The 22,479-nt window shown below is 73.3% G+C and carries 18 protein-coding genes and 1 riboswitch; of the genes, 3 read left to right on the forward strand and 15 right to left on the reverse strand.

The window, feature by feature from the left end; all coding sequences use genetic code 11:
* Nucleotides 1–19 precede the first annotated feature (19 nt).
* The 6 genes from OEB99_RS14040 to OEB99_RS14065 all read right to left on the reverse strand — a co-directional run bounded on the left by OEB99_RS14040 (nt 20) and on the right by OEB99_RS14065 (nt 5,595).
* A complete protein-coding gene (locus tag OEB99_RS14040; protein WP_263577907.1) occupies nt 20–907 on the reverse strand; it encodes a bifunctional methylenetetrahydrofolate dehydrogenase/methenyltetrahydrofolate cyclohydrolase in 888 nt (295 codons plus the stop codon).
* A complete protein-coding gene (gene glyA, locus OEB99_RS14045; protein ID WP_263577908.1) occupies nt 904–2,187 on the reverse strand; it encodes a serine hydroxymethyltransferase in 1,284 nt (427 codons plus the stop codon). The genes OEB99_RS14040 and glyA overlap by 4 nt, the downstream gene beginning before the upstream one ends.
* 68 nt (nt 2,188–2,255) lie before the next feature.
* Nucleotides 2,256–2,359, reverse strand: a riboswitch (ZMP/ZTP riboswitch).
* Nucleotides 2,360–2,437: 78 nt separating this feature from the next.
* Nucleotides 2,438–3,484: a hypothetical protein gene (locus OEB99_RS14050; protein ID WP_263577909.1), complete on the reverse strand. Its 1,047-nt coding sequence runs from the start codon at nt 3,482–3,484 to the stop codon at nt 2,438–2,440.
* Complete coding sequence (locus OEB99_RS14055) at nt 3,481–4,125, reverse strand: SigE family RNA polymerase sigma factor (protein WP_263577910.1); 645 nt, start codon at nt 4,123–4,125, stop codon at nt 3,481–3,483. The genes OEB99_RS14050 and OEB99_RS14055 overlap by 4 nt, the downstream gene beginning before the upstream one ends.
* 56 nt (nt 4,126–4,181) lie before the next feature.
* Entirely contained in the window at nt 4,182–4,694 is a 513-nt protein-coding gene (locus tag OEB99_RS14060) for a GNAT family N-acetyltransferase (RefSeq protein ID WP_263577911.1), read from the reverse strand.
* A gap of 142 nt (nt 4,695–4,836) precedes the next feature.
* Nucleotides 4,837–5,595 (reverse strand): hypothetical protein, encoded by a 759-nt coding sequence (locus OEB99_RS14065; protein ID WP_263577912.1) that lies wholly within the window; start codon nt 5,593–5,595, stop codon nt 4,837–4,839.
* 84 nt (nt 5,596–5,679) lie between these two features.
* Between OEB99_RS14065 and purU the strand changes: the two genes are divergently transcribed.
* Nucleotides 5,680–6,579: a formyltetrahydrofolate deformylase gene (gene purU / locus OEB99_RS14070; RefSeq protein ID WP_411910695.1), complete on the forward strand. Its 900-nt coding sequence runs from the start codon at nt 5,680–5,682 to the stop codon at nt 6,577–6,579.
* Between the two features lie 66 nt (nt 6,580–6,645).
* On the opposite strand, the gene OEB99_RS14075 is transcribed toward purU, so the two are convergent.
* From OEB99_RS14075 to OEB99_RS14095, 5 genes are read right to left on the reverse strand one after another with little or no spacing between them, the layout of a single operon-like run.
* Complete coding sequence (locus OEB99_RS14075; protein ID WP_263577913.1) at nt 6,646–7,371, reverse strand: VOC family protein; 726 nt, start codon at nt 7,369–7,371, stop codon at nt 6,646–6,648.
* Nucleotides 7,372–7,373: 2 nt separating this feature from the next.
* Nucleotides 7,374–8,540: a sugar ABC transporter permease gene (locus OEB99_RS14080; protein ID WP_263578103.1), complete on the reverse strand. Its 1,167-nt coding sequence runs from the start codon at nt 8,538–8,540 to the stop codon at nt 7,374–7,376.
* Nucleotides 8,541–8,542: 2 nt separating this feature from the next.
* Nucleotides 8,543–9,319 carry an ATP-binding cassette domain-containing protein gene (locus OEB99_RS14085; protein ID WP_263577914.1) on the reverse strand — a complete coding sequence of 259 codons (777 nt, stop codon included), beginning with the start codon at nt 9,317–9,319 and terminating at the stop codon, nt 8,543–8,545.
* Complete coding sequence (locus OEB99_RS14090; protein ID WP_263577915.1) at nt 9,316–10,374, reverse strand: sugar ABC transporter substrate-binding protein; 1,059 nt, start codon at nt 10,372–10,374, stop codon at nt 9,316–9,318. The genes OEB99_RS14085 and OEB99_RS14090 overlap by 4 nt, the downstream gene beginning before the upstream one ends.
* Nucleotides 10,371–11,567, reverse strand: coding sequence for an ROK family transcriptional regulator (locus OEB99_RS14095; RefSeq protein WP_263577916.1), 1,197 nt, complete (start codon nt 11,565–11,567; stop codon nt 10,371–10,373). Before OEB99_RS14095 ends, OEB99_RS14090 begins: the two co-directional genes overlap by 4 nt.
* 68 nt (nt 11,568–11,635) lie before the next feature.
* Here OEB99_RS14095 and OEB99_RS14100 point away from each other — a divergent pair, with 68 nt between their 5' ends.
* Nucleotides 11,636–12,916: an ABC transporter substrate-binding protein gene (locus OEB99_RS14100; RefSeq protein ID WP_263577917.1), complete on the forward strand. Its 1,281-nt coding sequence runs from the start codon at nt 11,636–11,638 to the stop codon at nt 12,914–12,916.
* A gap of 7 nt (nt 12,917–12,923) precedes the next feature.
* Here OEB99_RS14100 and OEB99_RS14105 read toward each other — a convergent pair whose 3' ends face one another.
* Entirely contained in the window at nt 12,924–13,958 is a 1,035-nt protein-coding gene (locus OEB99_RS14105; protein ID WP_263577918.1) for an SDR family oxidoreductase, read from the reverse strand.
* 102 nt (nt 13,959–14,060) lie between these two features.
* On the opposite strand from OEB99_RS14105, the gene OEB99_RS14110 reads away from it, so the two are divergent.
* Nucleotides 14,061–14,894: a helix-turn-helix domain-containing protein gene (locus OEB99_RS14110; protein WP_263577919.1), complete on the forward strand. Its 834-nt coding sequence runs from the start codon at nt 14,061–14,063 to the stop codon at nt 14,892–14,894.
* A 32-nt stretch (nt 14,895–14,926) separates the two neighbouring features.
* Here the strand turns inward: OEB99_RS14110 and OEB99_RS14115 are convergent, their stop codons facing one another.
* The 3 genes from OEB99_RS14115 to OEB99_RS14125 all read right to left on the reverse strand — a co-directional run bounded on the left by OEB99_RS14115 (nt 14,927) and on the right by OEB99_RS14125 (nt 22,429).
* Nucleotides 14,927–15,898, reverse strand: coding sequence for an NAD-dependent epimerase/dehydratase family protein (locus OEB99_RS14115; RefSeq protein WP_263577920.1), 972 nt, complete (start codon nt 15,896–15,898; stop codon nt 14,927–14,929).
* A gap of 175 nt (nt 15,899–16,073) precedes the next feature.
* A complete protein-coding gene (gene pulA / locus OEB99_RS14120; protein WP_263577921.1) occupies nt 16,074–21,854 on the reverse strand; it encodes a pullulanase-type alpha-1,6-glucosidase in 5,781 nt (1,926 codons plus the stop codon).
* A 302-nt stretch (nt 21,855–22,156) separates the two neighbouring features.
* On the reverse strand, nt 22,157–22,429 hold the full coding sequence (locus tag OEB99_RS14125) for a DUF167 domain-containing protein (protein ID WP_263577922.1): 273 nt from the start codon (nt 22,427–22,429) through the stop codon (nt 22,157–22,159).
* Nucleotides 22,430–22,479 lie beyond the last annotated feature (50 nt).

Raw genomic sequence — 22,479 nt, forward strand, 5'->3', positions numbered from 1 at the left:
ACATCTGCGCTTCCAGGGTTCAGGCCCGTTCGGCCATCTCCACCACATTGGCCAGCAGCATGGCGCGGGTCATCGGGCCCACCCCACCAGGGTTGGGCGACACCCACGCCGCGACCTGCGCGACGGCCGGGTCGACGTCGCCCACCAGGCGGGCCTTGCCCGTCTCCGCGTCGACGCTCCGCGACACACCCACGTCCAGCACCACCGCACCGGGCTTGACGTCGTCCGCGCGCACCAGGCCCGGCACACCGGCCGCAGCCACCACGACGTCGGCCCGTCGCAGGTGCTCGGGCAGGTCGCGGGTACCGGTGTGGGTGAGCGTGACCGTCGCGTTGTGCTCCCGCCGGGTCAGCAGCAGCCCGATGGACCGACCCACCGTGGTCCCCCGACCGAGCACCACCACGTGCTTGCCCGCGACGCTCAGGCCGTAGCGCGCCATGAGCTCGAGGATTCCGCGCGGCGTGCACGGCAGCGGCGAGGTGATCGGCTCGGACACCCGCAGCACCAGCCGCCCGAGGTTCGTGGGGTGCAGACCGTCGGCGTCCTTCGCCGGGTCGATCCGCTCGAGCACCGCGTTGGTGTCCATCCCGGCGGGCAGCGGGAGCTGCACGATGTAGCCGGTGCACGCCGGATCCGCGTTGAGCCGGTCGATCGCCGCCTCCACGTCGGCCTGGGACGCGTCGGTCGGCAGGTCGACGCGGATCGACGCGATGCCGACCTCGGCACAGTCCCGGTGCTTGCCGGCGACGTAGGCGTGCGAACCGGGGTCGTCGCCGACGAGCACGGTGCCGAGCCCGGGGGTGACCCCCCGAGCCCGGAGGGCGACGACCCGGTCGGCGAGCTCGGCCTTGATCGCAGCCGCGGTCGCCTTGCCGTCGAGGACCTGTGCCGTGGCCGCCTCGCTCACTGAGCCAGGCCGGGGTAGAGCGGGAAGGCCGAGGTCAGCTTCTCGACCCGCGCGCGCAGGGCCTCGACGTCCGCCGTGGCGCCGTCGATCAGCGCGGTGGCGATGATGTCGGCGACCTCGGTGAACTCCTCCGCGCCGAAGCCGCGGGTCGCGAGCGCCGGCGTGCCGATCCGCAGACCCGAGGTCACGCGCGGCGGGCGCGGGTCGAACGGCACCGCGTTGCGGTTCACCGTGATGCCCGCCTCGTGCAGCAGGTCCTCGGCCTGCTGACCGTCCAGCGCGCTGCGCCGCAGGTCGACGAGCACCAGGTGCACGTCGGTGCCGCCGGTGAGGACCGAGACCCCGGCGGCCTCGACGTCCGGACGGTTGAGCCGCTCGGCGATGATCGCCGCGCCCTCGACCGTGCGCTGCTGGCGGTCCTTGAAGCCGTCGGTCGCGGCGATCTTGAACGCCACCGCCTTGGCCGCGACCACGTGCATCAGCGGGCCGCCCTGCTGCCCGGGGAACACCGCGGAGTCGATCTTCTTCGCCCACTCCTCCTTGGCCAGGATGAAGCCGGACCGGGGGCCGCCGATCGTCTTGTGCACCGTGGACGACACGACGTCGGCGTACGGCACCGGGCTCGGGTGCAGGCCCGCGGCGACCAGACCGGCGAAGTGGGCCATGTCGACCCAGAGCTTGGCGCCGACCTCGTCGGCGATCTCCCGGAAGGCTGCGAAGTCGAGCTGGCGGGGGTAGGCCGACCAGCCGGCGATGATCACCTCGGGCTCGTGCTCGTGCGCGGCCTTGCGCACGGCGTCCATGTCGATCAGGAACGTGCTCGGGTCCACGCCGTAGGCCGCGACGTCGTACAGCCGGCCCGAGAAGTTGATCTTCATGCCATGCGTCAGGTGGCCGCCGTGCGCGAGCTCGAGGCCGAGGATCCGGTCGCCGGCCGTGGCGAGCGCGTGCAGCACGGCGGCGTTCGCGGTGGCGCCCGAGTGCGGCTGGACGTTCGCGTGCTCGGCGCCGAACAGCTCCTTGGCCCGGACGATCGCGAGGTTCTCGGCGATGTCGACCTGCTCGCAGCCGCCGTAGTAGCGGCGGCCCGGGTAGCCCTCGGCGTACTTGTTGGTGAGCACGGACCCGGCCGCCTGGAGCACGGCGCGCGGCACGAAGTTCTCGCTCGCGATCATCTCGAGCGTGTCGCGCTGACGGGTGAGCTCACCGTCCAGGACGGCGGCGATCTCCGGGTCGACCTCGGCGAGGGACTGGTTCAGGACGTCGGGCTCGGCACTCATGGCGGCTCCTCGGCTCGGTGCTGCGCGGGGTCCCGGTTCCGTCCCGGGCGCGCACCACTGCGGTGGCTGCCCAGGGCCCAGGCGTTCGACCCGCGGCGTTCCGACTCGGAGCCTGAGCCCCGATGCGCCGCTCCCCGGTGGTGGTCCACCTACGCCAGTCGCGGCGCGCCAAGCCTAGCAAGCGTCGGGCCGTCCGGCCGCGGCGGGTCCACCCCGGCGGGCACCGTCGGGCACGAGCGGGCCGCGTCCGTCAGCAGGTCGCCCACATCGCGCAGCCGGCCAGCTCGAGCGTCGGCTGCATCGGGATCTCCGAGGTCGGGTCCTGGTCGGTCACCACCGCCCAGGTGTCCTGGTCCAGGTAGTGCGTCGCGATCACCAGGCCCGTCGCGGCGTCGCGGTAGTACTCGACGTCGGGCCCGTCGCCGAGGGCGTACGTGAAGTGCACGATCTCCGCGGGCCGCCCGTCCGGGTCGGTGCCCACGCGCGACTCGGCACCGGGTACGGCGACCGCGACCGCCCACAGCGCCTGACGCAGCGGCTCCGGCAACGTCCCGTTGCTCCAGGCGAGGAGCTCGGTGGCGCTCTGGAAGACGCGCTGGTCGGCGGGGCCCCGGCCCGCGCCGATGGCCGCGTCGGCGGCCACGCTGGCGCGGATCACCGCGTCCAGCTCGACGGGGTCGACGGGCAGGTAGGCCGGTTCTGCGAGCATCTGCAGGTCCACGCCGTCGATCACGTAGTGGCCGAGCACGTACGACGGGCCGTAGGCGAACGCATCGTCCGTTCCCGTGCCCTCGACCGCCAGGCCCGGCCGCTCGCGGCTCAACCAGTAGTCCCGATGCGTCAGCGTGACCCCGTCACCGTCGCGGTAGTCCTCGCCGTAGTGCCAGTACAGCTCGTCGCCCGGCCACGGGTCCCCGGAGACCCCGGTGACCGAACCGTCGGCCGAGACCGCGAGCCCCGCCACGCCGTACGGGGCCACCGGCGCCGGGAGCGCCGCCGCGGAGGCGTCCGCATCCTGAGGTGCGCTCGGACCGTCCGACGGCGGCGCCGATGACGAACCGGTGCCCGTGCCGGCGGGCAGCAGGGTCGTCGGACGGCCCGTGAGACCGGACACCGCCACCTGGCCGGCCCAGCCGACACCGACCACGACCACCGCGACGACCAGCGCCACGATCCCCCGGTGCATCGCGCGACGCCGTCGACCACGCGCCATGATGTCGCTCGCGTCGACGTCGATCGGCGGGACCAGCACCTCGACGCGCGCACGCATCGCCGTCACGAACTCCTCGTCGGTCATCGCGCTCCCACCTCGCCTCGCGGCTCCTCGCCCGCACCGAGCTCGCGGCGCAGCCTCGTCAGCGCCCTCGAGCCCGTCGACTTCACCGTGCCGACCGAGATCCCGAGATCCTCGGCCACCTCGCTCTCGGTCATCCCGACCAGGTGACGAAGCACCACCACACGGCGCTGCCGGGCCGGGAGCATCGCCAGCGCCCGGACGAGGCGGTCGCGCTCGGCCTGGACGGCCTCGGTCGCGGGCACACCGGCGTCCGGCATCGAGGCCGGCTCGACCACGACCTCACGGCGGCGACGACGCCAGGTCGAGATCCGCTGGTTCGCGAGCACGCGTCGGGCGTACGCGAGCGGCTCGCGCTCCCTCGCCCGGGGCCACGCGACGTAGGTCTTGACCAGCGCCTGCTGCACGAGCTCCTCGGCCTGGTGGGCGTCGCCGCACAGCAGCCAGGCCGTGCGCATCAGCGCAGATCGCGACTCGTCCACGAAGGCGGTGAACTCCTCGTCGCGCCCCAGGCCGGGGTCGACCCTGACCGTCTGAACCTCGCCCGGCGGTTCCTGCGGCCCCCGGTCCCCGTCGGCGACCACCGATGGAGCGCGTTCGCGTCCCGGCCCGAACCCGTCCTCGTGCACCGACAGCGCCCCCATGCCTGACTCACGCACGAACCGCGCAGAAGGTTGCCTCCCGCGGCGGACGAGATTGCTCAGGCGTCGCCGGTGAGCGCCGACGCGTCGGCGCCCTCGCCGAGGATCTTGCGGAGGTAGGCGTAGGTGAGGTCGCCGGTGGTCTGGTCGAACTCGTGCTCGAAACCGTGCTTGCCGTACATCGCGAGGTTGGCCACCGAGTCCTTCCCGGTGAACACCCACACCTCGGAGATGCCCTGCGGCAGGTAGCCGGGCACGGCGAGCAACATCTGCGTGCCGATCCCCTGGCCCTGCAGGTCGGGCGCCACGGCGAGCCGGCCGAGCGTCGCCTTCGTGCCCTCCACGGCCACCCGGATCGAACCGACGAGCCGCGGGCCGAGCCACGCCCCGATCGTCACGACGGACCGGTCGGCGAGGTCCGCGCGCAGCTCCTCCAGGGTCTGGGTCAGCGGAGGGATGTGCGGGTCGTCGTACAGCTGCGCCTCGCTGACGAACGCCGCCCGGCGCACGGTGAGGAGCTCACCGGCGTCGGCGTCGCCGACCAGGTCGATCCGGACCTCGGGGGTGCTCATGCCGCCATCGTCCCATCCGGCGGCCCGGGGGGCGACCAGCGCTCCGGATGACGGACCGCTCGTGGCCGGATCGCGACCGACGGGGCCGGACGGGCGACCCCGGGGCGGAGTGGACCGCGACACGACACCGGTACCGTCGAGCTCACCACGGCTCAGTCGGCGCCGCGGGGTGGGCCGACCGCCAGCGCCACGTCGCGAGCATGCGGTCGAGCGCGTCCACCGCACGCGCGTGGTGCGACGCGGACAGCACCCCGACCGCGAACGCCCAACCCTCGTGGTCCACGTGCGTGTCGGTGAGCATCCGCGCTCCGCCCCGAGTGGACATCGTCAGCCGCCACCCGTGCCCGAGCCCGGTGGGTGCGTAGTCGACGGGACCGACCACGCTCCACCCCTCGATCCCACGCGTGTGGACACCGACCGCTCGGGTCTCGGCCGCCTCGAGCGTCCCGGGCGAGCCGTCCGGGTTCGGGTAGGGCGCCCCGACACGTCCGAAGCAGGTCACGAGCACGTAGGTGCCGGCCGCGAGCTCGATGGCGGCGTCCTGACGCGAGCCGTCCGGGCCGGGCTCGTGCGGAGCGTGCCTGGGCGGCGCGGGCGCCATCATGCCCCAGCCGGGCCGGCCGTCACCGTACGGTCGCACCATCACCGGCGTGGTCAGGAGGTAGGGGTCACGCGGCGAGCGCGCGCCCCCCAGGAGCCGCGTCCTGCGCGCGCGGCGGCGCATCTCCCGCGCCTGGTCCGGCGGGAACCGCCACGTGACCTTCCAGATCAGGTACTCGCGCGTGGCGAGGCGGAGGACGACCAGGAACACGAGCGCCCAGAACGCGTACCAGGCCAGGTGGACGAGGAACCCCAGCACCCGAACCAGCGGGTCGTCGGCCCAGAGGTACCAGTCGAACACGTCGCTCCTCCCCCACGAACCCGTCCGGACGCTCATCGGCACCGCGGGCACGCCGCTTGACCCTCGACCGGTAGCCTCGCCGCTGTGACCACCCAGCCCACCGACCCGTCCTCGACACCCGGCCTCGAGGCCACCCCCGGACCCGCCCACCTCGTGCTCACGCTGTCCTGCCCGGACCGCCCCGGCATCGTGCGCGCCGTGGCCGGGCTGCTCGCCGACCACGGCGGCAACATCACCGAGTCGCAGCAGTTCGGCGACCCGCTGTCCGGGCTGTTCTTCATGCGGGTGCAGGTCGAGACGCCGGTCGGTCGCGCGGCGCTGGTGCCCGCGATCGAGACGCTCGCCGCCGAGTTCGGCATGACCTGGGACCTCGACGTGGTCGGCCGCCGGATGCGCACCCTGGTCATGGTGTCCACGGCCGCGCACTGCCTGCACGACCTGCTGTTCCGTCGCGAGTCCGAGGGCCTGCCGATCGACATCGTCGGCGTGGTGTCGAACCACACCGACCTGGAAGGCCTCGCGGACTTCTACGGGATCGGCTTCCACCACGTCCCGGTGACCAAGGCCACCAAGGAGCAGGCCGAGGCGGAGCTGCTCCGCCTGGTCGCCGAGCTCGACGTCGAGCTCGTGGTGCTGGCGCGCTACATGCAGATCCTGTCCGACGACCTGTGCTCACAGCTGGCCGGCCGGGCGATCAACATCCACCACTCCTTCCTGCCCAGCTTCAAGGGCGCCCGCCCTTACGCCCAGGCGCACGAGCGCGGCGTGAAGATCATCGGGGCGACGGCGCACTACGTCACGGCCGACCTGGACGAGGGCCCGATCATCGAGCAGGACGTCGAGCGGGTGGACCACACCCGGACGGTCAACGACCTGGTCGCGCTCGGTCAGGACGTCGAACGGCGTGCTCTGGCCCGCGCCGTGCGCTGGCACGCCGAGCACCGCGTGCTGCTCGACGGGCACCGCACCATCGTCTTCCGCTGAGGCGACCGCCGCCCCACCGGCCGGCGCGGGCGCCTCGGGGCGTGGCCGCGCCCGCAGAGGTCTCCGCTACAGGCCCGTCACGGTGTCGCGCGCCGTCACGCAGTACGGCAGACCCGCGGGATCGGTCAGCACCACCCACCCACGGCGGCGCGCCTCGACGCGGGCGCCGAGCGCGACGTGCCGCTCGACGACCTCGTCCCGCTGCGCACCGGCCGCCAGGTCCAGGTGCGCACGCACCTGCCCGTCCGGCTCGCCGAGCCGTTGCAGCAGGATGCGCAGCGGTATCCCGTGCGGTCGAGCCAGCTCGGTGAACTCCGCAGGGGTCTCCGGCCGGTGCTCCCACCCGGTGAGCGCGGCCCAGAAAGCACACTCGGCGTCGTGGCCGGCGGCGGGGATGTCCAGGCACACCTGGTCGACCAGCGCCCCGCCGTGCGACGACGGACGCACCGCCTCGCCGCGGTGCCGGACGATGCAGAACACGAACCCGCCCGGCGACGCGAGCACCACGTGCCCGTCGGTGTGCAGCCGGGCTGCGCCGAGCCGCTCGGCCCGGACAGCCACGGCCTCGACGTCATCCACGTGCAGGTCCAGGTGGATCCGCGCCGGCGCGCCGGTCCGCTGCACCCGCAGGTAGGCGTCGCCGTCCGGCGGCAGCAGGGTCGCGAACTGCTCGGCGTCGCCGCGTGCCGCGCTGAGCCGCGCACCGGTCACCTGGAGCCAGAACTCCGTCCCCGCCCGCCAGTGCGCCGCAGGCAGGTCGACGAACGCGGTCAGCCAGCGGACGTCGCCCACGGCTAGCGCCCCGCCACCGATGCACGGCGCCGGCCGAGCGCGTCCAGGGTCACCGCGAGCGCGAGCACGAGACCCGTCACGATGTAGCGCGGTGCGCTGTCCAGGTTCAGCAGGGTCAGGCCGGACGAGATCGTGCCGACCACGAGCACACCGAGCACCGCGGACCAGGCCGACCCTCGCCCCCCGAACAGGCTCGTGCCGCCGATCACCGCGGCCGCGATCACCGTGAGGTTCGTGTCCGAGCCCCCCGAGCCCTGGTTCGCCGCCGCGAGCCGGCCGGCCATCATCACACCGCCGAGCGCGGCCAACGACGAGCACGCCACGAACGCCGACAGGTAGACCCGGCGCACCGGGTATCCCGCGCGGTGCGCGGAGCCGACGTTCGAGCCGATCGCCCGGACCGAGCGACCCCACCGGGTGCGGCGCAGCAGCAGGTCGGTCGCCAGCACGAGCAGCAGGAACAGCGCGACCGCGGCGCCGATGCCGCGGTTCGTCTGCAGGTACCAGATCGGCACGAGCGTCACCGCGGCCAGCCCGCCCGTGCGCAGCGCGAGCGTGCTCGACGACGCCGCAGGCAGCTCCGCGACCAGACGCCGGTGCCGCTCCACGAGCCGGACCGCGAGATCCCCGGCCAGCAGGAGCCCGACGGCGCCGTAGCTGAGCCAGGCGGGCAGGAACATCTGCTGGTTGAACCGGACGAGCCACGACTCGAACGGCAGGTTGACGGACCCGGTCGAGCCGAGCACCCGGACCTGCAGGCCCAGGGTGACCAGCAGACCCGCCAGAGTGAGCACGAACGTGGGGACGCCGAGCCGCGTGAACGTCCAGCCGTACACGGCCCCGACCACCGCCCCGGCGGCGACGGCGGCGGCGATCGCCGCCCAGGCCGGCCACCCCTGCGGCCCGAGCCCGACCGCGACCACCGCGGCGGCGAGACCGCTGACCGCCCCGGTCGACAGGTCCACCTGACCCACCAGCAGCACGAGCACCACGCCGAGCGTGAGCATGCCCAGCGGCGCGACCTGGAGCGTCAGGTTCACCAGGTTGTCCGCCGACAGGAAGTTCGGGTTCATCGCCTGGAACACCAGCCAGAGCACCGCGAGAGCCGCGAGCACGGGAACCGACCCGGGGTCCCGTCGCCAACCCTGCTCGGCCGGGGGGCGCAGCATGCTCACCGGGCACCACCGTCCCGGCGCACCCCGGTGATCGCCGCGATGATCTGCTCGTAGCTCGCGGTGTCGGCGTCGAACTCGCCGTTGAGCCGGCCACGGCGCAGCACGACGACCCGGTCCGCGACGGCCTGCACGTCCACCAGGTTCTGGCTCACCAGCACCACGCCGAAGCCGTTGTCCCGCACGCGCTCGATCAGCCTGAGCACCTCGGCGGTCTGGGTCACCCCGAGCGATGCGGTCGGCTCGTCGAGGACCAGCACACGCGGCTCGCCGAGCAGGGCACGCGCGATCGCGACCGCCTGGCGCTGGCCGCCGGACAGGCTCGCGAGCGGGACCCGCACCGAGGGGACCCGGACTGCGAGCTGGGCCAGCAGCCGCCAGGCGTCGCGCTCCATGGCGACCTCGTCCAGCAGCGGTCCGTGCCGGATCTCCTGCCCGAGGAACAGGTTCTCGACCACGTCGAGGTCCTCGCACAGCGCGAGGTCCTGGAACACGGTGGCGATACCCAGCCCACGGGCCAGGCCCGGCGAGGTGAGCTGGGTCTCGCGGCCGTCCACGACGACCTCGCCCGCGTCCGGCACGAGCACACCCGACATCACGCCCACCAGGGTCGACTTGCCCGCACCGTTGTCGCCGACCACCGCGACGACCTCGTGCGGCCGCACGTCGAGGTCGACGTCCACCAGCGCCCGCACCGCGCCGTAGGAGTGGCTGATGCCGCGCAACGTGAGTGCGGCAGGCTCGTCGAGCACGTCGCCGGACCCCGGCACGCTCATCCCGACCCTCCCAGCAGCCCGAGCTCCTCGCACGCCTGGCGGTAGGGAGCGGTGCAGATCTGCTCCACCGTGTAGACCCCGCCGTCGACGATCACGTCGGCGACATCCTCCCGGGTCACGGCCACCGGGGCCAGCAGCACCGCGGGCACGCCGTCGACCCGCACCGACGAGGACGGCTCCTCACCACGCGCCAGCCGCACGGCGAGCTCGGCCGCGGTGCGGGCCTGCTGGCTGATCGACTTGTAGACCGTCATCTCCTGGTCGCCGGCCACGATCCGTTGCACCGCGGCGAGCTCGGCGTCCTGGCCGGTGACCGGCGGCACGGGGTTCAGGCCCGCACCGTGCAGCGCCGCGATCGCACCCGCCGCGGTGCCGTCGTTGGCGGCCAGCACCCCGACCACCCGGCCTGCGTACTGGGTGAGCTGGCCCTGGACCCACTCCTGGGCCTTGTCGGGACTCCAGTCGGGAGTGTCGTACGAGGCGAGCACGGCGACGCCCGAGGCCGGCAGCACGCGCGCGGCCCCCTCCTGCTGCGCGATCGCGTTCGGGTCGGTCGCGGCACCGTTCACCACCAGGATCCCCTGGTTCGGCTCGTGCCGACCGATCGCCGCGACCAGGGCCTCGGCCTGCAGCTCGCCCACCAGGCTCGCGTCGTACGCGACCAGGTAGTCCACCGGGGCGTCGGCGATGAACCGGTCGTACGCGATCACGCTCACCCCGCGGGACTCGGCCTGGGTCACGATGCTGCGCGCCGCGGAGGCGTCCACGGCGTCGAGCACGAGGACTGCCGCGCCCTGGGTGAGCGCCGACTCGGCCTGGGCCTGCTGGGCGGCGGCATCCTGGGCGGCATTCGCGTAGAGCACGGTGCAGTCCGGGCACCGTTCGCCGACGACCTGCTCGAAGACCGGTCGGTCGATGCTCTCGTAGCGCGACGTCTTCGACTCCGGGAGCAGCAGCGCGATGGTCGGTCCGCCACCGCCCGACGCCGGTGCCGTCGGGGCGCAGCCGACCAGCGCGAGCACGACCGCGACGGGCAGCCAGGCCCACCGCCTCACGTCAGAGCACCAGCGCCGATCGTGACCCCCACCTGGTGCGCGTCGAGGGCGAGCGCCAGGGCACCCCGCACCGCAGCGGCGCCCCGCAGCGCGGACACCTCGACCCGCACCGGACCCGGCTCGGCGTGCAGCGCGCGGTCCTGGATGGCCGCGCGCAAGGGTCCGAGCAGGACCTCGCCGGCCTCCGCGAGCTCACCGTCGACGACCACGATGTCCGGGTCGAGGATCGTGACCACGGTCGCCAGGGCCCGGCCGAGCCGGGCGCCGGCGTCACCGACCACCCGGGTGCATGCGGCGTCGCCCGCCAGCGCACGACCCACGATGTCGCGCAGCGCGAGGTGGCCGTGGGTCGCCGCGAGTCGCGCCTGGAGTGCGGCGGAGCCGATCGACATCTCGAGGCAGCCCCGCAGCCCGCAGGGGCACTCCGGACCGTCCTCGACGTCGAGCACGTGGCCGAGCTCGCCGGCCGCGCCACGCCGGCCGTGCACCAGACGACCCTCGACGACCAGGCCGAGGCCCACGCCGTGCGCGAGCCGGACGAGGGCGACGGTGGACATGCCGCGGGCCACGCCGAGCCTGGTCTCGGCGAGCGCCGCGAGGTTCGCGTCGTTGTCCACCAGCACCGGGACGCCGATCCCGAGCCGGTCGGCCATGACGGCGGGCACGTGCAGACCCGCCCACCCGGGCAGGATCCACGGCGCGGTGACCCGGCCGGTGTGCACGTCGACCGGAGCCGGGACACCGACACCGACCGCGAGCAGCTCCGACATGGGCGCCCCGACGGACTCCACGAGCTCGTCGACCAGCAGCGCGGCGCGATCCAGGCAGGCGTCGCCACGGTGCCCCGGCGGCAGCGGGAGGCGCTGCTCGGCCACCACCCGGTGGCTGACGTCCGCGAGCGCGACGCGCATCTGACGCTCACCGACGTGCACGCCCGCGACGAGTCCGAGGTTCCGCGCGAGGCTGACCTCCTGGGCGCGGCGGCCCGAGCGCGAGGTCGGGGTGGTCTGCAGCACGCCCGCCGCGGTCAGCTCCTTGACGATGTTGGAGACCGTCGCCGCGGACAGCCCGGTGACGCCGGCGAGCTCGATCTGGGTGATCGAGCCGCGCTCCTGGACGGCACCGATGATCCGGGCCCGGTTCGCCTCACGCAACGACGACTGAGACCCGCCGGACGTCCGTTCGGTGGCCACCTGTCGAGGATACCGCCGCGACCACAGCCGGCCGTGGGATGCTCGCGGGCAGACCCCGAGGAGGAGTGATGGTGCTGCTCGGTCGGCGCACGCCGGCGACCCCGCGCAGGGCGGCGCTCGCTGCCGCGGCCGTCACCGCCCTCCTGGCGACGGCGGCGTGCTCGGCCCCCGCCGCACCGGCCGAACCCGAGCCGACGAGCGGCACCGAGGTCGAGGTCTTCACCTGGTGGGCGTCCGGGCAGGAGAAGCTCGCGCTGGACACGCTGGTGCAGGCGTTCCGGGCCGAGCACCCCGAGGTCACCTACGTCGACGCGGCCGTCGCCGGGGGCGCCGGGTCGCTCGCGAAGGACGTGCTGGCGTCCCGGCTGGCCAACGGCGACCCGCCGGACACGTTCCAGGTGCACGGCGGTGCGGAGCTCGCCGCGCACGTCGCCGCGGGTGACGTGGCACCGCTGACCTCCCTGGTCGACGGGACCGGCCTCGCGGAGGCGCTCGGCCCCCAGGTCCGAGACCTGGTCAGCGTGGACGGCACGGTGTACGCGATCCCGGTCGACGTGCACCGGGCGAACCTGCTGTGGGCCAACAGCGACGTGCTGGTCGAGGCCGGCCTGGACCCGAGCGCGACCTACCCTGACCTGCAGTCCTGGTTCGACGCGCTCGCCGCGGTGCGCGCCGCCGGCTACGTGCCGCTCGCACTCGGCTCGGCGTGGACGCAGGTGCACCTGCTCGAGGTGGTGCTGCTCGCCCGGCTCGGGGCCGAGGCGTACGCGGGCCTGTGGGACGGCAGCACCGACGCGATGTCGCCCGCCGTCGCCTCGGCGGTCGGCGACTTCGCGACCCTGCTCAGCTTCACGAACGCCAACCGCAGCTCACTGGACTGGGAGGACGCCGCCGGGCTGGTCGCCGGCGGTGACGCGGCGTTCACCGTGATGGGCGACTGGGCCCTGCCGGCCCTTGGCGCGCCGGTCGTGCGGGCCGCGTTCCCGGGGACCGACGGCGTCTACGACATGGTGCTCGACGCCTTCACCGCACCGGTCGGCGCCGAGCACCCCGACGGCGCACAGGCCTGGCTGAGCACGGTGGCCGGCGCGCAGGCCCAGGCGGCCTTCGCGAACGTCAAGGGCGCGATCCCGGCGCGATCGGACATCGCCCCGTCCGCGCTCGCCGCCTACCCGCGCTCGGCGACCGAGACGTTCCGCTCGGCGATCCTCGTGCCGTCGCTCGCGCACGGCATGGCGGTGTCGCCGGAGGCCCTGGACGAGATCACCCGGGTGACCGGCCTGGTCTCCCGGGGCGAGGCGTCCACCAGCCGGCTCCAGGCCGCGCTCGCCCAGGCGGTCTCGGGCTGAGCGACGGTCACCGGCCGACGAGCTGTCGGCTCACCATGCTCTCGGCTGCGGCGAGGATCGCTTCCTCCGCGGGCCGCGGCTCCCAGCCCAGGATGCGACGGGCCTTCTGGTTGGAGGTCTGCTTCCGGTGGCCGAGGTCGGGCACGAGCGCCCGGAACCGCGGGGAGAAGACCGCTGCGAGGCGCACGACGACGTCCGGGATCGTGCGGGTCGGCACCCGAGCGGCGTCGCCGCCGAGGTTGCTGCGCAGGATCGCTCCGATCTCGCCGAGCGCGACGACCGGGCCGTTGGAGAGCAGGAACCGCTGGCCGGCCGCTGCCGGCACCGTGATCGCCGCGACGTGTGCTGCCGCGACGTCCCGCACGTCCACGATCGGCAGGTACATGTCGGGGAGGCGGGGCATCGCGCCCGCGAGCATGCCCCGGACGATCCCGTTCGATCCGGAGATGTCGTCGCCCATGACGGGGCCCATCACGGCGACCGGAAGCATGGTCGTGAGCTCCATGGAACCGCCGTCGGACGCCACGAGGTCCCAGGCCGCGCGCTCGGCCAGGGTCTTGCTCTTCGCGTAGGCGTCGACGCCCGGCCCGTCGAGGTCCGACCAGTCGTCGTCGGTGAAGACGCGCCCGTCGTGCGGGTGCCCCCAGCTCACCGCGTGGAACGCCGACGTCAGGACGACGCGGCGCACGCCCGCGTCGCGTGCGGCCCGGAGCACCCGGACCGTTCCGTCCACCGCGGGCTCGATGACCCGCCGCTCGTCGTCGACATGGCCCGGGACGACCGGTGAGGCGACGTGGACGACCGTGTCGACGCCGGCGACCGCCGCACCCCACCCGGCGTCGTCGAGCAGGTCGGCCGCGACGAAGGTCAGCCGGTCGCCCCGCGTCATGCCGGCGTCCCCGAGCACGCGGCGCACCGCGTCCTCACGGGCCAGGGAGCGCACGGTCGTGCGCACCGTGAACCCGGCGTCGAGCAGCTGAAGGATGACGTGGCCGGCGACGAAGCCCGAGCCACCTGTGACGAGAACGGTCTGCGAGGTCATGGCTCCAGGGTCGGTCCGGCGTGCACCGGGTGGCAGTACCCCGCCGTTCCTAGGAGTACGGGGACCAGGATCGACGGCGGCGGCGGCAGCTAGCGTGAGGACATGGCCGACGAGTCGAACCGCCTGGGCGCGTTCCTGCGTGCCCGCCGGGCGCTCGTGCAGCCGGACCAGGTCGGCATCACGGCGCTCGGCGCCCGACGCGTCGCGGGACTGCGCCGCGAAGAGGTGGCGATGCTGGCCGGGATCAGCGCGGACTACTACCTGCGACTGGAGCAGGGGCGCGACCGGCGACCGTCGCTGCAGGTGCTCGGGGCCATCGCGACCGCGCTGCAGCTCGACGACGAGGGCACCGACTACCTCCTCGGCCTCGGGGCCGAGAAGCCCCGTCGGGTACGCCGGGTCAGACGCGAGGTCGTGCCGCGCGGCACGCTGAGCCTGGTGCAGACGCTCCCCCTGCCGGCCTTCGTCGAGGGCAGGTACCTCGACGTCCTCGCCGCCAACGCCCTCGCGGTGGCTCTGTCACCGCGGTTGGCCGTGGGCGGGAACCGGCTGCGCGACGTCTTCCTCGACCCCGAGGAGCAGGCGATGTTCCCGCAGTCGGAGCGCGCCGCGGCGGCGTTGATCGCCGGCTTCCGCGCCTCGGTCGGCTCCGACGCGGACGACCCCAGGGTGATCGAGCTCGTCGGGGAGCTCTCGGTGGCCAGTCCCCTGTTCCGGCGGCTCTGGGCACGCCACGACGTCGGGCCACGGCAGGGTGGGCTGGTCACGTTCGCCCACCCCCAGGTGGGCGAGCTCCGGCTGAACCGGGAGAAGCTCCTGATCGGCGGTACCGACCGGATGACCCTGGTGATCTACCACGCTGACCCGGGCAGCGAGGCCGCGGAGAAGCTCGCGCTGCTGGCCTCGATGGCGGCGACGCGGGTCGGTCAGGACTAGCCGGTCAGGACTGACCGGTCAGGACTGACCGGTCAGGAGAAGCGGGCGACCAGCTCGTCGAAGGCCGCGTCGAGCTCCGGATCCGGCGCGGGGGCGTGGCTCTGCGCCCAGGCGACGATCTCCCGCGCGCCGGCCGCGAACGTCGTCGGCCGGGCCGGGAACGGTGCGAGCGAGCGGACCCGGGCGTTGTCGAAGACCATCGAGTGGGCGCGGTCACCGAGCAGACCCGGGCCGAGGTCGGGCAGCCGCCGGGCGATCGTGTCGGACGGGACGTGCACGATCCGGGCCGTGGTGCCGGCCGCCGCCGCGAGCGTGCGGTAGATCGAGTCCCAGGTGGGTGCCTCGTCCCCGGTGATGTGGAAGGCCTCGCCGACGGCGCGCTGCTCGCCGAGCAGGCCGACGAGCACCTCCGCCACGTCCCGGGCGTGCGTGAGGGTCCACTGCGTGGTCCCGTCGCCGTGGACCACGACCGGCGCTCCGCGGAGCAGCCGTGCCAGGTCGGTCCACCCGCCCAGGGTCGGCGAGGAAGCCTCGTCGTAGGTGTGCGAGGGCCGGACGACGGTCACCGGGAACCCGTCCCGGCGGAACGCGCCGAACACGACCTCCTCGGCGGCGATCTTGTTGCGGGAGTACTCCCAGAACGGGTTCGCCAGCGTCGTGGCCTCGGTGATCGGCAGCCAGGTCGGTGGCGTGCGGTAGGCCGAGGCCGAGGAGATGAGGACGTACTGGTCGGTCCGTCCCGACCAGGTCGCCACCGCACCCTCGGCGTCGGACGCCGTGAACGCGACGAAGTCGACCACCGCGTCGAACCGCTCGCCGCCGACGGCCTGCTCCACCGCCTGCTGGTCGCGCCCGTCACCGTGCAGCACGCGCGCGCCGTCGGGAGCGGGGCGCACCTCGGAGGATCCCCGGTTGAGCAGGGTCACCTCGATCCCGCGGGCGAGCGCGGCACGCGCCACGGCTGCGCTGATGATCCCGGTCCCGCCGACCAGCAGGATCCTCATGGGCTCGACCTCCTCGGTGTGGCGCGGGCTCCGTCCGCACGCGTGACCCATCCTCACGTGCCGGCGCCCCGGCCGCCTCCGTGGGGTCGGCGCAGGGACCGGTCGACTCCACGTGACCAGGCGCGCGACGCCTGGCCGGCATCGCGCGCCTGGTCACGGGCGCTCGGCGGGCGCGTCAGACCCGGCACGGCCCCCAGGGGGCGCCGTGACCGTGGCCGTGGCCGCGCTGCTGCGGGTCCACCAGAACCGCCACCGTGCGGCCCGGCACGCTCGCCGTCCCGGTCGAGGCCTCCCACGTGGTCTGCTTGACCACGTCGTCGCTGCCGTGCGCCTGGACCGGAGAGAGCGTCAGACGCTCGCCCGCGAGCTCCTCGACCGACACCTGCGCGGTGTCCGGCGAGGCGTTGAACACGACGACCAGCCCGTCGAGGGAGCGGTCGACGTCGGTCCCGACGGTGTCGTCGATCCGCATGACGATCACGCCGGGGACGGCGTCCGCACCGCCGTCGGGGAACGACACCTTCTGCTCGATGAGGTCCGCCGAGCCGAGCCGGAACAGGTCGGTGGAGAACCGGAGCTCGAGCAGGTCCTGCGCCGAGTCGGACGCCTGCTCGATGTCGGCGCTGGTCGGCACCAGGGCCGGGTCGGCCAGCAGCGGCTGCTGGTAGACCCACTTGGCGCCGTTGTCGGCCTCGGGCGGCAGACCGCGGGCGAAGCCGTTGGTCTGCATCGTGAAGTCGAGCTCGTTGAACCAGTCGCCCGAGTTGTAGGAGTTGCGGTCCAGCGACTTCGAGCGCAGCAGGTCCGCGCCGGCGTGCCAGAACGACGGGGTCTGGGACAACGCCGTGGTGGACAGCGCCAGCGTGTTCATCCGCACCCGGTCGCTCATCGACGTGTCGGTCGGGAGCTTCAGGGTGAGGGTGTCGAAGATCGTCTCGTTGTCGTGCGCGTCGACGTACGTGATGACCTCCTCGGGCGAGTCGGCGTACCCGGCCGGCTGGCCGTTGTAGTCGAGCTCCGCCCCGGTCTTCACCGTGCCGTCCGACGTCTCGAACGAGAAGTCCCTCAGGTTGCCCGCAAGGCCGAGCTTGACGAGGTCCTCGTCGTGCTCGAGCGTCGCGAGCTGCTGCGCCTCGTCCCCGTTGACCGCCGCCCCGTTCGGGTCGGTGTACACACCGGACGCGAAGCCCTGGATCCGCGGGTCCTCGTCGAACGGGCCGCCGCCGCGCACGGCGTCCCGCAGCCGGTCGGAGAACGTGCCGATCCCGGTCCCGCCCAGCTGACCCTGCGTGGCCTGGGTGAACAGCGCGTTGTCAGCGACCTCGCCGAAGTTCCAGCCCTCGCCGTACAGGTAGACGTTCGAACCGTCCACGCCGTCCTTGCGCACGGTCAGCGCGTCGAGCGCGTCCCGCACCGCCTGCATGGTCTCGACCGAGTGGTGCCCCATGAGGTCGAAGCGGAAGCCGTCGACCTTGTACTCCTTGGCCCACAGCACCACCGAGTCGACCATCATCTTCTGCGCCATCAGGTGCTCGGTCGCCACGTTCTGGCAGCAGGTCGAGGTCTCGACCTGGCCGACCGCGTTGAGCCGCTGGTAGTAGCCGGGCACGACCTTGTCGAGCACGCTCTGGTCCGCCTGGCCGCTGGCCGCGGTGTGGTTGAACACCTGGTCGGCGACCACCTGCAGACCGATCGCGTGCAGCGAGCCGACCATCTCGCGGTACTCGACGATGCGCGAGGCGCCTTCCGGGTCCACCGCGTACGAGCCCTCCGGCGTCGACCAGTGGTAGGGGTCGTAGCCCCAGTTGAACCCGTCGGTGTCCGCGACCTGCGCGATGCACGCCTGCTGCTCAGCCGAGTCCGCTGCGAACGACGTCAGGTCGCACGGCGGGGTCTGCTGCAGGCTGCGGTCCTCCTCGATCGAGGCGATGTCGAAGGTCGGCAGCAGGTGCACCGTGGTCAGGCCTGCCTTGGACAGCGCCCGCAGGTGCTGCATGCCCGAGCCGTTCACCGTGAACGCCCCGTAGGTGCCGCGCAGCTCGGCGGGGACGGTCTCGTCGTTGATCGAGAAGTCCCGCACGTGCAGCTCGTAGATGGTCTGGTCCACCGGGTCGACCACCGGCTGGCGGACGATCCGCCACAGGTACGGCCGGGTCGCCGGGTCGTCGAGGTCGACGAGCACCGAGTGGGTGGAGTTGGTGGTGAGCGCGACCGAGTACGGGTCGGTCACCTGGTTGACCTCGATCGCGTCGGTCGTCGGCGCGTAGACCGTCACCTCGTAGCGGTACGCGGCGCCCTTCCAGCCGCGTTCGCCGGTGACCGACCAGGTGCCGTCGTCGGACCGCGTCATGGCGACGCGCTGCGGGTCGACCGAGGTGTCACCGCCGGGCCACAGCAGCAGGACGACGTCCTGGGCGGTCGGCGCCCAGACCCGCAGCGTCGGACGGCGCCGGTCCCAGGTCGCCCCGAGGTCGGCCTGCTGCGCCGTGTCGGCGTACAGGTCGTCCAGGACACCGGGGACCTGCACACCGGTGGCCGCGACGAGCGAGCCGTCGGACTCCGCCCGCGTGACCAGCAGCTTGCCGGTCAGCCAGCTCGCGACGTCCGCCCGGTCCGTGCCGTCCGGCAGGTGCAGCGCGAGGTAGCCGTCGAGTGCCGGGAAGCGCTCGAGCTGCGCGTCGGACAGCCCCGCCGGGTCGTAGGTCAGCTCGACCGCGTCGCCGCCGCTGACCGCGCCGTCGACCACGCCGAGGTCGGCGTCGGCCGCGTGGTGCAGCGCGAAGACCTGCGTGGCGGGGTCACCCGAGCCGAGGTCGGCCGGGATCGCGACCGTGGTCGCGTCGACCCACTGCGCCTGCCACTGGCCGAGGCCGGCGAGCGGCGGCTCGGTGACCTCGATGGTGAGCAGGTGCGTCGCGGTGTCGTAGCTGAACGTGATCGGCTTGCCGCGCGGGGCGCTGAACAGGATGTTCGCACCGCCCGGCACGCCGTCCGCGCCGTAGTTCTCGTCCCACGTGCGGCCGACCGCGACCTTGACCTGCCAGGTCCCGGCCGGGATCGCGGACGTGGTGAACGTCGCGATGCCGTCACCGTCCACGTCGAGCAGGGTGGTCGCCAGGCAGGTCGGGTCCCAGTCGCCCGCGCAGCCGACCTCGCTCTGGTAGTCGCCCGGCAGGGTCAGCAGCGGGCCCTGGGCGGACGAGGTGACCGCGTGCGAGACCTCGTCGTAGACAAAGGTCACCTGGGTCTCGGCGTCCAGCGTGAAGGCGATGTTGGCACCGCCCGGCACGCCGCCCGCGCCGTAGTTCTCGTCCCAGGTCCCGCCGATCGCGACCTTGTACTCGTAGCTGCCGGCCGGGATGGTGAACGTGCCCGCGTACAGGCCGTTGCCCTGGTGGGTCAGCGTGGTGACGGCGCACTCGGGCTGCCAGTCACCGGGGCAGCCGACCTCGGACTGGTAGCTGCCGGGCACGGAGACCTGCAGCCCGCCGAGCTCGCCGTCGCCGCCGCTGTCCGGCACGACGCCGTCGACCGCGAAGCCGACCGAGCCGTAGGTGGAGGCGGCGCTGCGCTGCCCCGCTGCGCCGGTGCTGACCGCGCGGAGCTCGACCAGCGTGCCGTCCGAGAGCCCGGTCACGTCCGCGAACACCCGCGGCGTCGTGGTCTCGGCGGTGCCGAGGGCCGTCCAGGTGTCGGAGCCGACGACCCGGTAGGCGAACGAGGTCTGCTGCCAGACGTCGGCCACGTCGGCCGCGACCGCGGCCTGGCCGGTCAGCGCGGCACCGGCGCTCGGCACCGAGACCGTGAGGTCACCGGCGCTCGCCGGGGCGGCGACCGTGGTGTCCGCGCCGAGCACCACTGCGGACAGCGCGGGGACGGTGAGCGTGACCACGCCGTCGGCGCCGGCGGCCACGGTGCCCGTGGTGCCGTACTCGGCGGTGAACGTCGCGCCCGGGGTCAGGGTCGTGACCTGCACGGTCGCGTCCGAGGTGGCGTTGTTGAGCGCCACGAGGTGCTCGACCTGCTCGGTCGGGTCGACCCGGGAGAACGCGTACACGCTGTCGGCGTCGTCGGGCCGCTCGATCTGCGCACCGCTGACCAGAGCGGGGACCGACGCGCGCAGCGCCGACAGCTCGGCGATGTGCGCGTACAGCGGCGCGGTGGTGTCGTAGCGGTCGACGCTGCCGGCGGTCTCTCCGGTGAGCAGCAGCTGGTTGGCGTACTCGTCGACCTGCGTCGCGAACATGTCCTGGCGGGCGTCCTTGTCCGTGCCGCCGAGCGACCCGTCGCCCTCGAAGCCCTGCTCGTCGCCGTAGTAGACGACCGGCTGGCCGCGGGACAGGAACATCAGCGAGTGCGCGAGCTCGGAGCGCGCGAGCCCGTCGGCGTCGTCCTTGACCAGGTAGCCGAACCGGCCCATGTCGTGGTTGCCGAGGAACGTCGGCAGTGCCGTCGCGGACGAGTGGGTGGTCGTGTAGAGGTCGTCGGAGGCGAACAACGCGGACAGCGTGTCGGGGCTGAAGCCGCGTGCGAAGGCCGAGGCCGCGCCCTGGAACGGGAAGTCGAGCACCGACGCCAGCTCGGTGTCGCGCACGTACGGGGAGGTCTTGGTCGCGTCGCCCTCGTAGACCTCGCCGAACATGAAGAAGCCGTCGTTGCCGAGCGCGCGCGCGTGGTCCATCACCGCGGCGGAGAACTGGACCCAGAACTCGGTGTTGACGTGCTTGACCGTGTCGATCCGGAAGCCGTCGACGCCGAGGTCGACCCAACCGTCGTACACGTCGATGAAGCCCTGCACCACGGCCGGGTCCTCGGTCATCAGGTCGTCCAGGCCGGAGAAGTCGCCGTAGGTGGACGACTCACCGGTGTAGGTCGAGTTCCCGCGGTTGTGGTACTTCGTCACGTCGTTCAGCCAGGCCGGCACCTTGACGTCGGCCTCGGCCGGGTCGACGACCGGCGTGTACGGGAACGAGGTCGCGGCGTCGAGCGTCGGGAACGTCGTGCCACCGGCGTAGTCGGCGGGGTCGAAGGCGACGCCGTCGGCGTCGGTGTACGGCGACGTGGCCTTGTCGATGTAGTCGTAGGTGCCCTCGGCGTAGGAGATCACGTCGGCCGTGTGGTTGGTGATGATGTCGAAGTACACCTTGATGCCGCGGGCGTGCGCGTCGGCGATCAGGGCCTCGAGCTCGGCGTTCGTGCCCAGGTGCGGGTCGATCTGGGTGAAGTCGGTGATCCAGTAGCCGTGGTACCCGGCCGAGGCGTCCGCCCCGGTGCCCTGCACGGGCTTGTTCATGAACGACGGGGTGAGCCAGATCGCGGTGGTGCCCAGGCCCTCGATGTAGTCGAGCTGGTCCTGCAGGCCGGCGAGGTCGCCGCCGTGGTAGAAGCCCTTGTCGGTCGGGTCGAAGCCAGACACGAGGCGGTCGTCAGCGAGGCCGCCGGTGTCGTTGGTGGTGTCGCCGTTGGCGAAGCGGTCGGTCATGACGAAGTAGAACTGCTGGCCCGCGCCGGCCTCGCGCACCGGGTCGGTGACCAGCGCGTCGTCCGCAGTCGTGTAGCCGCCGGTGAGGTCGAGCGGCGTGACGCCGATGAGGTGGCTGGCCTCGTCGAAGGTGAACCGCAGTGGCGTGTCCCCGGCCAGGGTCAGCGGGGCGTTCGACGAGCCGCCCTCGCGGCCGTACGACTCGTCCCAGGCGTCGTCGAACGCGACCTTGTACTCCCAGGTACCGGCCGGCACGGTGAAGTCGGCGGCCCAGGTGCCGTCACCCGTGGGCGCGAGCTCGGTGGCCGCGCAGTCCGGCTGCCAGTCGCCCGGGCAGCCCAGCTCGGACTGCAGGTCTCCCACGAGAGCGACCGAGGTGGCCGCGGCGGCGGCCGGGGAGAGCGGGATCAGTGCGCCGACGGCGGCGACCCCGATGGTGGTGAGCACTGCGAGGGCGCGCGTCGTGCGAGGCATCCTTACCCCTTTGGCGATCGACGTTGACCGAAGGACGAACGCGACCCTAGCGGGGTTCTTTCACGCTCTGCAAGGTCTTGCAGAAGACCGTCCGGAACGCCCCGGACCGGGCACGCGGATGTGAGCGTTCACCCGTCCGAGTGAACGAGGAGTCCCGCCGAGTGAACGAGGACTCCCGCCGAGTTCGCTGGGCATCGCCGAGTTCGCTGGCCGTGCCCAACGAACTCGGCGCGAACCAGCGAACTCGGGTGAGGCATGCGGGACGCACCCAGCTCGCGGGTCCGGAGCGGTCCGGGCGCGGGTCAGGCGCGCAGCTCGGCGGCGCGACGCTCGGCGACCGCCGGGTCGAGCTCGAGGGACACCACCTTGTCGCGGCTCGTCGCGCCGGTCACCAGGGTGACCTGGCGCCGGCGCAGGCCGAACGCCTTCGCGACCGCCGCCAGGGCAGCCTCGGTCGCCGCACCGTCGACGGCACGGGCACTGACCGCGACCACGAGGCGGTCGCCGTAGGCCCCGCCGACCTGGGTACGGGACGCACCGGGCTTCACCCGGATAGCGACCCGGGCCTCAGCCACGAGCCCACCGGCCGACACCGGGAGAGCACGTCGCGATCGCGGGACGGCGC

The sequence above is a fragment of the Actinotalea endophytica genome, assembly GCF_025717005.1.
GTDB lineage: Bacteria > Actinomycetota > Actinomycetes > Actinomycetales > Cellulomonadaceae > Actinotalea.

Bases quoted from the DNA above. Each gene is read 5' to 3' on its own strand.
- OEB99_RS14115 (WP_263577920.1), bottom strand. From the start codon at position 15,898: ATGAGGATCCTGCTGGTCGGCGGGACCGGGATCATCAGCGCAGCCGTG.
- OEB99_RS14050 (WP_263577909.1), bottom strand. From the start codon at position 3,484: ATGACCGACGAGGAGTTCGTGACGGCGATGCGTGCGCGCGTCGAGGTG.
- OEB99_RS14110 (WP_263577919.1), top strand. From the start codon at position 14,061: ATGGCCGACGAGTCGAACCGCCTGGGCGCGTTCCTGCGTGCCCGCCGG.
- glyA (WP_263577908.1), bottom strand. From the start codon at position 2,187: ATGAGTGCCGAGCCCGACGTCCTGAACCAGTCCCTCGCCGAGGTCGAC.
- OEB99_RS14055 (WP_263577910.1), bottom strand. From the start codon at position 4,125: ATGGGGGCGCTGTCGGTGCACGAGGACGGGTTCGGGCCGGGACGCGAA.
- OEB99_RS14060 (WP_263577911.1), bottom strand. From the start codon at position 4,694: ATGAGCACCCCCGAGGTCCGGATCGACCTGGTCGGCGACGCCGACGCC.
- pulA (WP_263577921.1), bottom strand. From the start codon at position 21,854: ATGCCTCGCACGACGCGCGCCCTCGCAGTGCTCACCACCATCGGGGTC.
- OEB99_RS14085 (WP_263577914.1), bottom strand. From the start codon at position 9,319: ATGAGCGTGCCGGGGTCCGGCGACGTGCTCGACGAGCCTGCCGCACTC.
- OEB99_RS14105 (WP_263577918.1), bottom strand. From the start codon at position 13,958: ATGACCTCGCAGACCGTTCTCGTCACAGGTGGCTCGGGCTTCGTCGCC.
- OEB99_RS14100 (WP_263577917.1), top strand. From the start codon at position 11,636: ATGGTGCTGCTCGGTCGGCGCACGCCGGCGACCCCGCGCAGGGCGGCG.
- OEB99_RS14080 (WP_263578103.1), bottom strand. From the start codon at position 8,540: ATGCTGCGCCCCCCGGCCGAGCAGGGTTGGCGACGGGACCCCGGGTCG.